Origin of the sequence: Xenorhabdus sp. PB62.4, from assembly GCF_014467285.1 — a bacterium.
GTDB lineage: Bacteria > Pseudomonadota > Gammaproteobacteria > Enterobacterales > Enterobacteriaceae > Xenorhabdus.
Genome location: NZ_NKHR01000002.1, coordinates 220,477 through 231,097 on the forward strand (window position 1 = coordinate 220,477; position 10,621 = coordinate 231,097).

General features: G+C 47.0%; 1 protein-coding gene. It reads right to left on the reverse strand.

Annotation, left to right across the window (positions count from 1 at the left end):
* Nucleotides 1-48: 48 nt before the first annotated feature.
* Nucleotides 49-10,488, reverse strand: a complete 10,440-nt coding sequence (locus tag Xenpb_RS02870; RefSeq protein WP_187653007.1) for an SDR family NAD(P)-dependent oxidoreductase — start codon at nucleotides 10,486-10,488, stop codon at nucleotides 49-51.
* Nucleotides 10,489-10,621: the final 133 nt, after the last annotated feature.

A 10,621-nucleotide genomic window follows, 5' to 3' on the forward strand; every position in this document is an offset into this window, starting at 1 on the left:
TCGATTTATTGCCCTCGCCTGACAGGCGAGGGGTTGTCCGGTTACAGGCTAAGCCGAATAGAGCGTATCGCACAAACGCAGAACTTTTTTCAGTGACCGAGGTTCTGTAAGCAAGTCGTTGTGTATCGCCAGATCAATATCAATCATGTAAAAATCATCAATATTTTCACTCCACTCTTTCCAATAGTACGTTCCGTCTACCGTTGATACATCATGTCTGGGATATAACACCATAAATGGCTCGTAAGGACCGAAGAAAATACCGCTGAAATTATTCAGGTAATAACAGCGCAATGCGTCTTTGCGGGGTAATGGTAATACTTCGTAATGTTCATCATGCACCGCCTCAAAATAGCGCGCCAACTGAATCACTCGTTCACGAAGCTGTGCTTTGTTTTTATTGCTGCTACGTTCATATGTTGTAGCAAGCAGAACATCAAATAATTCAGGATAAGGCAGTGAAGTATCAATTTCATCGCGGTGTATCATTGCCGAGGTATCTCTGCCATGCAGGGGAACATCACTGAACATCAGTATCGTATTGACTGCACGGAACAAGCCGACTTTGGCGATTTCGTCCTTATTGCGCCCGCAATGTGATAATGCACTGGCATGATTACTGGTTGTCCCATCAAGGCTATCGATCATCACGAGTGTCGCAACCTCTTCGCCTTGCAGTTGCAATTGACGAGCAACTTCATAAGCCAACACTCCGCCCAGAGAATAACCACCGAGATCGTAAGGCCCTTTAGGTTGAACCGAACGGATAATGGCAGCATAATAAATCCCCTTTGCTTCCTGACCTACCAGGATATCCCCTTCTATATAGCCTTTCGGCTGAATGGCATAAAATGGTCGTTGACTACGTTGGGCCAATGGTTGATAACTCCCGATCCCGCCATTGCCGCTATGAATCCAAAACACAGGGCGCCCAGTTTTAATATTGTTCATATGGCACAATTCAGGAAAACGGGTTATTGATGGTGGCTGGATGTTGGTATGTTCTGGCATAATCAGCCCAGGAATTACCAGCTTAGCCAACGCTCCCGGTTGAGTACATAAGAAATGCTCAACCAATCCATCAATAGTTTTCACCTCAAAAAATAACGTACTTCCTACATTATTCAGTACCTTACGCACCGCGTCAGTCAATTGCACTACCAGAATAGAATCAATGCCATAGCGTTCAAGTGGAACATCAGCCTCAATCTGTTCTGCCGACAGGCACAAAGTATCAGCCACTAATTGACGGAAAAAGTTTCTGGCGCGCTCCCGTATCTGTTCATCATGCACTTCCCCTCGAACGGCAATTTTCCCTGCTTGCTGTGATTCATGTTGTTCATCATGTTGGGCATGATGTAATAAACCTGATTCAATTTTTGGGATCGGTACTTCATCGGCAATTTGACCACAAAAAGCCGAATTGCCTTCAATGCGCGGTTGACGGACAGCTCCATCACTTTCTGCCACAATCACTTGCTGACAGAGATCATCTGCACCTTTGGCTGCAACAAATGACTGCGTCCATCCAAGCTCACCCAAAATGTGTTGCCAGCTTGTCGGCGTTAAACATGGCGAACCCATGATGCGAACCGCAGGATCGTTATAGAGCCACCATCCTTCTAATAAACCAAAAGTGAGATGATTAAAGACAATGTTATCGCTCAATTCATTCAGCAACAACAGAGCCCCCTTACGCGCTAAAGCCTTAGCATTTTGCAGTGAATTACGGATATTACGGGTTGCATGCAAGACATTGGTTGCGACCACGACATCATAACTGCCGGGTTCCACAGACTGCCCTGCCAATGGTTGCTCTACATTGAAAATTTGACCGTTAAGATAAGGGGCAATATCGCTATATTCTTTACGGGCGTGTAACAAGAAAGCCCGTGAGATATCGGTATAACAATAAGTTTCGATATGATCCTTCCATTCGCTTAAGCGCCGGAAGATAACTGAGCTGGTGCCTCCGGTTCCTGCACCAATCTCAAGAATGCGCAGTTTCACTGACGGATCTTCTTCAATACGCAGACGCAGGTAATCAATTAATATATCTGCCAATGCCTGATTGAAGTAATCAGCTATCAGGTTGTTCTTATACACATTTTGCACCAACTTTAATGAGCTTCGCGGAAACATAACATCGGTCGCCAGACAACGCCCCGTGAGAATATCCCCAAGCGAACGTATGGTAGTATCAACCAACACTGCCTGATCACGTTTCGCATCATCACACAGCCAATTGCTGCATGCGGTATCCCATGCCTGCCAAGCGGTCTCCGGATCAATTCGCCGAACCACTACAGCAGCATAAAACCCATCCTCTTGTTGATGCAGGTAACCCGCCTCAGCCAATACATGCAGGCTATGCTCCATCCAACGCTGGTATATCTCCAGAATGCCCCCCCGCTCCCGCCATTGGGTAACATTGGCTGCCTGTGTATCCTGGAATAGCCCTAACGCCTGCAACTGAGCCCATAATATCTGTAACAGTGAATGATCCATTGATTTCGCGTGTCCATTGACTCGTACACGTAATTGATCAATTTCATAGCTTCTATCGGGTTGGCGGGTATGTAGTTTTTCGATCAATGAGGGGGCTGGATGTGTCAGAATCTTGATCGCATCGCCATCATATAATCCGTCAATACTTCGGGTATTGTTGGCCTTCAACAATGCCAGTTGAGGATACTGCCCCGACATCAGAGTATCGAACGCCGCCATGCCTTCTTCGGGCTCAATGGATGCCAACCCTGATTGCGCCATGCGTTTACGATAGTCTTCACTGCTGACAATCCCCACGCTTCCCCAATATCCCCAATTCATCACTCTGACAGGGCAACTTAATCGCAGTCGCAACTGTTCAGCAAAGGCGTCAGCGAAGACACATCCTGCCGCATAGTTAGCCTGCCCCGGCGCTTTGAAGAAGGATTGCATTGAAGAAAAGAAAGTAAAGAATTGCAACGGCTGAGAAGCAAAAACCTCAGCCAGATTGACTGATAAAGCAACCTTAGTATCGTAAGTGGATCTAAAGCGAGTTTCATCCATGCGCGCCAGACTCTGATCCCCCAGAACAATAGCGGTATGCAATACACCATACACAGGGCCATAACGGGATACGATATGATCGCAAGCCTGTCGCAATGCAGTAAGATCAGTGGCATCTGCCTGTATGTAATCAGGTAAGAGACCATCAGCCGCCAGTGCATGACGACGCGCCTCAATGTCAGGATTCAGTGGACTGCGGCCAATCCAGACGACACGTACACCATAACGACGCATCATGTGGCGGGTCCAAACCTCACCGATTCCTCCGGCACCACCGATGGCAACAACGACATTGCCGGGTTTCAATAGTAAATCGGCCTCAACTTCGGTGCCATGTAGCTCAAGCAGACTTTGGCAATACCACTCACCCCTTCTCCAGGCTTGCACTTCGGCACGGGGATCCGGTGGTAGTGACAATACATCATCCCAGGGCACTGCTACCGAAGTTTCGATATCTACAACACGGATTCGCCAATGAGGATATTCTTTTGCCAATGTGCCGAATAATCCATGTATTCCTGCATGGGTCGGATCAACAGAAGTATCTCCGGGCAGTAATCGAGCCTGTCGCGTGACAACAGTAAAGTTTATTTCCCGAACATCCGCCCCTGAACACAATAATGCTTTGATCAAACGGAAAGCAGATAAGGTGCCTTGCTGCTGCATCGCAAGTAAGTCACCATCCCACTTATTGGGTGCTAACCAGATATAATGTTCAGCGGTGTTTGGTAAGCGTGCTGCGAGTTGTTCAATGGTTTCCTGATCATGCACAACCAACGTATTGAGATTGGGGAAATATTGTCGCAATTCCACTTGTTCAGCCGCTGAACCACCCACCAGCACGGCTTGTTTTGTATGAACTGGTTTTGTATACATTGATGAATAAGCATCCTGCCAACCCGATTTTTCGATTTTGTTTTTTTCAATTACAGATCGTGCATTCCACAATGGAACTAGCAGACATGCTTTGGAAGCGGTAGCGGTAGAAGCCACAGTAATACGACGCGAAGTATAACCATTCAGTCGTACACACAAATGCCCTTTGTTATCATATAAATCTATATCAACTTTTTCGGTTTGCTGTGAGTTTGTTGATGCAAAATTGCCGACACGCCGTACATGCGCCCACATAGTCTGAGTTGTGGTGGCAAAAATATGAACACTATCCACAGCAAATGGCACCATTGTTTGATCCGGGTTGCTGTTCAATCTACCGTTGGCGTCAGCATATAGCCCAAGCACAGCCTGTACAGCACTGTCCAACATAGATGGATGCAAAACATAATGGTCATCACTGGCTGAAACAGGTAATTGCAATTGCGCCAATACTTCACCTTCACCCACAAACAAACATTCGATTGCCTGCAACCGCTCACCGTGGTGGATACCCACTGATTGTAGTGCCCTGTAGCATTGTTCACGGGTCAATAGAGATTGCTGACACTGTGCATGTAGGGATTGCAGTGATATTGCGGTTGGCTTATCGATTGTCAACGCACTAAATTTTCCTTTGCAATGGATACGGCATTCTCCACTGGCGATATCAACGCGCTGTACGCTGAATTCATGAGTGGTGCGATCCAGTTCAACTTGCAACTTAGCGCCCGCTGTCTCAACCACAAACGTTTCCAACCAAACCACATCATGCAAAGAAAGTGATGTAAAGTTTCCTGTCGTTGCAACATGATTAGCAGCAATACTATGCGCCAGTTCCAAAGACATTACCCCTGGCAATACGGCCTTTCCATTAACATGGTGATCAGCAAGGAAGAATTCGTTACCACTGAGAATTTTGCTGTTATTTCTCAGACTGTCACTGTTCAATGTAGCCACACTTGGCTGGTTCGGGCTTGTCCAATAACGTGCTCGTTCAAATGGATAAGTAGGCAATGGTACACAGAAGCGTTGGTTGGCGGTAAAAGCTGAGCTGAATTCATTGCAGCGCCCGGTAATATAAGCATGAGCAATGGCCTCTGCGACCATCGGTTTTGCTATACCATCAGCATGAGCCTGCACAGTCACTTCCCCCTGATATAAAAGTGTATCAGCCTTGCCATTCAGCCAGTTTTGCAAACTTTTTATCAATTGTGGTAAACCTGCCGCAACCACAGCCAATCGATGGGTAAAATGTTTACGTCCTGTAGCCAAAGTATACGCCACATGATCTGCAACAATGCCTTCTTCTCGCTGGAGATGATTTAAAAGACGCTGAACCGACTGTCGTAAAGCCGTGGGTGTTCGCGCCGACAACAAATAAGGCAGTGGCTGAGTCCTATCCGCCTCGAATGACCGCAACGGACTCTCTTCAATCACAACATGAGCATTAGTACCACTGGCACCGAAAGAGCTGACTGCTGCACGTCTCACACCATTAACAGGCGTTGCCCAGGCGCAGGCATGGGTATTGATATAGAACGGGCTGCCATCAAGCGCAATATCACGGTTAACTGACTTGAAATGTAGCATGGGTGGAATTTGACGATGCTGTAAAGATAACAACACCTTGAGTACACTTGTCATCCCCGCAGCAAACTGGGTATGACCAAGATTGGTTTTGACTGAACCGAGTGCACAGCTCGCTTTCGGTACACCGGCAAAAGTGCGGTTCAAGGCACGGAACTCAATGGGATCACCGAGCGGCGTTCCAGTACCATGTGTTTCTACCAACTGAATGTCACGTGGTTTGACACCACAATCATCGTAAACCTTTTTCAGCAATTGCTCTTGTGAAATCGCACTGGGGGCAGTAATGCCATTAGTTGTGCCATCCTGATTCAAACCCGTTCCCCGAATCACACCATAAATATGGTCGCCGTCACGTTGCGCATCAGACAAACGCTTGAGCACTATCACGCCAGCACCTTCACCGGGAACAAAACCATCGGCTTCTTTATCGAAACTGTGACAAGCCCCTGTTGATGAGAGCATACCTGCACGACCCGCCAACTGATATAACCGCGGTGTATTTTGGATAAATACGCCCCCCGCCAGTGCCATATCCGTGGTGCCAGAACGCAGATCCTGACAAGCCAGATGCAGCGACACCAGAGAACTGGAGCAAGAGGTATCCACACTGATTGCAGGCCCTTTCAGATCCAGATAATAAGCGATACGGGATGCCACAACTGATCCCATATTTCCCCATAATGTTTGTGCAGGTGCCTGCTCACCAACCAATTCATAATAATCCCCTGAATAGCAACCCACATAAACACCGCATTCCCGGTTTTGCAATCGTTCACCCACATAACCGGCATCTTCCAACGCATTCCAGCACTCTTCAAGAAAGATGCGCTGTTGTGGATCCATATGGCTCGCTTCCAGGCCTGATATTTCAAAAAACACCGGATCAAATTGTTCAATGCCATCAACAAAACTGCCAGCATGGCACTTGGATGCCGGCGCCTGTTTAGCCAGCTCCCAACGTGTAACGGGTTCCACCAAATTGTGTCCGGCTAATAGATGCTGCCATAATTCATTGGTATTCTGGGTACCTGCATAACGTGCCGCCATACCGATAACAGCTATGGTTTCTTTATCTGAATCTGAATTTGAAACAGGCGCTATCTGTTTTGTTGTAACATTTGGCGCGGCTAACATGAATGTATTTCCGTACTCTTGCACGATAAATTTCGCCAGACGTTCTACTGAACTGTGATCGAATAAAATCGATGTTTCTAGCCGGATATCAAAATTCTCATTCAGATTGTGAACCAAATTAACACCGAGAATAGAATCCAAACCGTAATCAGCGAACGAACGGCTGCAATTGATCTCATTTTCTGGCATTTGTAATACATCAGACAGCATCCCTACCAATATGCTCTCAATGTCGCTGGCATTGAGATGATTTTCAATTTTAGGCAATACGGGAGCCTGAATTGGCTCTGGCTTTGTAGATAACACTTGGCTTTGCGGCTCGAACCAAAAACGCTGGCCTGAGAATGGGTAAGTCGGTAAATGCACTAACGCGGGTACAGTCTCATCATATAACCGCCGCCAATTGATCGGCATACCTTTAACCCAGTATGCGGCAAGCTGGCTCCATGCTTGCTGCTCAATCCAATGTGCTTGTAGCCGCTGTAAATCCGCATCGCCCTGTAACTGTGCCGTCACTTCACGGTTAACCCTGACTGAACCTCGCCACCATCGCTCATTTGTTTCAGGAGAAGCAATAAAAGTGTTTAACTGCTCACGCCATTCCGATGCGGTACGAGCAATAAAACAAGCGCGTTCGTCCATCATCTCACGCCCCATCTGCAATGTTGCGGCGACTGCATTAAGATCTGGCTCAGTCTGCTGTTTATCCAACCAATCGTTCAGTTGCTGAACCCGCGCCAACAGCGCTTCACTGTTACGTGCTGACAACGGTAGTAATACTGGTTTACCAACGTCTCGCCTGGAAACTTCTGGTGCTGTAGCTTGATATTCTGCCACTATCACATGAGCATTAGCCCCACCGGCACCAAACGATGAAATGCCAGCAACACGCGGCTTATAATCGTTGTTCTGTCCAATAGTATCTGGCTGAGTCCAGGGTGCTAATTGTGTTTGTACTCTGAATGGCGTAACAGAGAAGTCAATATTAGGATTAAGTCTTGTTGCATGCAGGCTGGGAACAAGCTGCTTGTTTTGTAACTGGAGGACAATTTTGGTCAGACCGGCAATACCCGCCGCGGCTTCCAAATGACCAATATTGGATTTAACGGAACCTATAGCACAAAATTGACGATCCTGAGTATGAGATGAAAATGCCTGTGTTAACCCGTCAATTTCTACCGGATCGCCCAACCGTGTACCGGTTCCATGCGCCTCAATATAACTGATATCCGCCGCCGATATCCCACTGCGTTCTAATGCTTCACACACAACATTAGCCTGAGCCTGTAGATTAGGGACAGTATAGCCATTACTGCGACCACCATGATTGATACTCGAACCTAAGATCACGGCATGAATAGCGTCACCATCTGCCTGAGCTTGCGCCAGTGGTTTCAATAATACACAGCCGACACCTTCTCCCGGTACAAAACCATCGCCACCCTCACCAAAGCTACGACAATAACCATCGCTGGACAGCATACGGAAACGGCATAGATCAACATAATTAGAAGGGTGAAGGTAAAGGTTAACCCCTCCGGCAATAGCTAATTCGCAAGCACCGGAACGCAAATGTTCACATGCTTCGTGTATTGCCGTTAAAGAAGCAGAACACATGGTATCTATCGGCATGCTAGGGCCGTGCAAATCCAGCAGATAAGAAACACGGTTCGCCAATGAACCAAATGAAGTGCGGGGAACAGAGCCCCCTGCCGCTACAGATTGATGTTTGTCAAAACCTGTTTTGGTGACCCCCGCAAACACACCAACACGGGAGTCATGCTGTTCTCTCAATCGCTGACGCGTATAACCTGCACTTTCCAGCACTGACCAAGCGGTTTCTATAAATAATCTTTCCTGCGGATCCATCCCTGCCGCTTCACGTGGAGAAATTCCAAAGAATGCCGCATCAAAAAGCGCAAAATTGTCAAGAAATGCCCCCCATTTGCTGTAGCTCTTACTTTTTTCTACTGCCAGTTGGGCATCAGCTTCAAAAAAACCGTCAAGCGACCAGCGCTCACTCGGAATTTCACGAATACAATCCTCTCCACGACTTAAATTACGCCAGAAAGTTTCCAAATCCGGAGCTGAGGGATATCTTCCGCTAAGACCAATAATGGCAATTGGCTCAACAGTCGATTTATATTCGCGTTTTTCGCAAGCAGGGTTCTTGGTTATTTTGGACGCTGTTTTTATTGTGTCTGCTGCTTTGGATTTTACTGCTTTGGATGAAGATCCAGACAACCAGCCCTGACAACCTTCCAAATATTGACTAGCTAAGCAATCAGTGAGTGCATTCAGGGTTGGATACTGATAAAAAAGTGTTTTAGGCAGAGCACCAAACCATTGGGACAGACGCTGATTCAGCCGCGTCACTGCCAAAGAATCAATCCCAAAACTGTCGAGCAACGCCTCTGCATCCAATTGTGCAATATTGATTTTTAGTGTATCAGCCAATAGCTGTTTGAGTTTCAACAATACGCGCTGGTGTAATCCATCTGGCGATTTGGCTGGTGACAAGCTGACATTCAACTTCGGCACAAGATTATCGGCAATATCCTCAAATAAGTATGCTGCTGCCGAACCTTGCGGATCGATGGCTAATAAATGGGATTTACCTGATGCCATCGCTTGATACAGCAAATGTAATCCGGTCTTTTTGGTGAGTGGCTGACCGAAACGCGAGGTAATTTCCGGCAAATAGCTTTCATCAACGCTCATTCCGCCTTCAAACCATAACGGCCAGCCGATAGAGACACTGTTACCGCTACGTTGCCCCATGGCAACCAAACCACGGCGATATTCCAGATATTCATCCATAAAGCCGTTAGCTGCGGCATAATCCGCCTGCCCCACATTGCCCAAAGCCCCCGCACAGGATGAAAATGCCAGAAGAAAGTCCAACGGCAGGTTACGGCTGGCTTCATCAAGGTTGACAAGCCCGATAATTTTAGGGGCTAACACCTGCTGTAACTCATGGTGGGTTTTACGGATCAGATAATTATCATGCAATACACCAGCGGCATGGATAATGCCATCCAGTTTACCGTACTCACGTACCAGATTAGCAATCAGTTCGGTAACTGACTGAGTATCTATGACATCCAATTGACGGTAATCCAGTTTCAATGCTCCATTCCGGCCATTTAATGCCATGAATTCGCGATCTGCTTCCGCTGAACGTCCACAGCAAATAAGCCGTACCCCCAGAGCATGATGAGGGATATCTGCGGCCAAAAGTTTTCCCAGACCGCCAGCCCCCCCGCTAATCAGATACACACCATTATCTTTCCAGGGTACACTCACAGAGTTAACCCCCTTTTTATTAACAACCTCTTCCCAATGAGGGACTTCCACATAGTCATTGGAAAAACGCAAATGCTCTCTGCGATGTTTGGTTCCTGCTTGCAGCAGTTGTGCCAACTGTGCTGCCTGTGGTGTTCCTTCCACTTCGATCAATTGAATGCTGAGCCGGGGATCTTCCTGCGCTGCACTACGCAGCATTCCCAATACCCCCCGATACCCAAATGGCTGACCAGATGGGCAAACCACTTGAACCATACAGCGTCCATTATTACTGCCTCCTAAAAAACGCTGCAACTCACCTAACAAACGAGTCACCACACGCTCAAACCCCTGCCAGGCATTACTCTCCTGACTATTGACCAAAGTACAATGTATGTAATCAGTATCACCTAACCGTGACTTCAAACTATCTCGAAAGTTTTCGCTGAAATCACACAGCAATATCAACCTGCGCTCATTCACAACAGCACTAGAATTCGTTGAAAAGGGAAATTTTTTCCAGCTACTGGCAAAGAGTAGATGCTTAGTCATATCGTGACTCATTAGTTCTTCTATCCTTAATATGGGCGTTATTCCCCTCATCTTCCAAGTTGCTGCCCTATTCATTGCAATTTAATGGGCTGCAACCTGGAATCTATCGGGTATACATCTTTCTGGAATTTGT

Coding starts and splice junctions, on each gene's coding strand:
- Xenpb_RS02870 (WP_187653007.1), bottom strand. CDS start 10,488: ATGACTAAGCATCTACTCTTTGCCAGTAGCTGGAAAAAATTTCCCTTT.